This window comes from Bradyrhizobium sp. NAS80.1 (genome assembly GCF_001908205.1).
GTDB lineage: Bacteria > Pseudomonadota > Alphaproteobacteria > Rhizobiales > Xanthobacteraceae > Bradyrhizobium.
In genome coordinates this window covers 1-1189 of record NZ_LGHL01000357.1, presented here as the reverse complement: position 1 = coordinate 1189, position 1189 = coordinate 1, and the positions used below count along the sequence as shown (strand labels likewise).

The following is a 1189-nucleotide window of genomic DNA, read 5'->3' as shown; positions in this document are numbered from 1 at the left end:
CTTCATTTCGTGCTTTAAGTTGAGCGCGCTTGCGAGTTCGGGCGGTAAGAGGGAAGTGGACGAATAACTTATTCTATCGCCATCAAGCGCCTCGGCGTTTTCACACAGCCTAGACCCATAGCGGACCTGGCACCTCTTGCGTACCGTCAAACCGCCTTCGACGTACTCGTCACGGTGTCCACCCCTTGGTTCCCAGCAGAATTCCGTGATTTCGCCCGGCAACATTGAGGTCGTAGATCTTCAGCAGCGACCAATCGAGCTTGGCGTGCAGTTCGGTCAACGAACCCGCATTCACCTTCTCGTAGACCTGAATTACAAACAGGACCTGGCGATCAGGATAGGTTTGCCCCACTCGCGCGATGATCTCGGTGATGGGCGGCTCGGTGCGGCGCAGATCGAGTCCCTCGGCCTCATCGAGTGCAGTTCCCCAAGGGGGAGCCACAAAGATGATCATCGCGTCAGTGCGTGGCAGATGATGCGGGTCCAACATGGACTCGTAATCGCCATGCATCAGGTCGATCGTTCGGTCCAGCACCCCTATGTTTCGTCTGGTGAGTTCATAGACCTTGGAGTCGAACTCAAAAGCGATCCCGCGCGACAGCCGGACGTGTCGCAAGATCCAATAGAGCGTATTGCAGGAGCCTGCGAACGGATCGACCACCAGGCACTGGGTTCCGGTCGGTAGCGACTCTGCAACGGTGGCGACGTCACGCCCAATGCAATCGGCAAGCGGATCGCGCGTGCACTCGACCGCAGTTCGGCCGAGTAATCGGACGCCGCGTGCGTACCACTGCGGCGGAGTCATGCCGTAGAGCCGGATGTAATCAGGATCAGAAAAGCTGTCGCGTCCGTATCTCTGGACCTCTTTCAGGGTCAGCACCTTGTTGCGCTTTTGTCCGTGCAATAGCAACGCGCGGTCATGCAACGGCTCTTCCGCGTCTTGCCGAGGCTCTTTCATGTCGCGACCGCCCCTGGATGCGGTTGCCCGTTCGCCGTCCCAAAGTCGCAGCATGAACGCGATGGGGGACCCTGCCAGCCTAGTGAACAATGCCAAATGTGCAAGATGGATAGGTCAGCTTCTGGCCGATTGTGTTGAAAAACTCAAAATCTGAGCGGTCGCAAAATTCTCGCGATGAGGTGAAAGGCGCCACATCCGCCATCTGGATCGTCCTCAAAGCCAATGGGAAGC

The 1189-nt window shown here is 57.5% G+C and carries 1 protein-coding gene; it reads right to left on the bottom strand.

The features are described from left to right. Nucleotides 1-169 precede the first annotated feature (169 nt). Nucleotides 170-958 (bottom strand): hypothetical protein, encoded by a 789-nt coding sequence (locus AC629_RS43365; RefSeq protein ID WP_084810716.1) that lies wholly within the window; start codon nucleotides 956-958, stop codon nucleotides 170-172. Nucleotides 959-1189 lie beyond the last annotated feature (231 nt).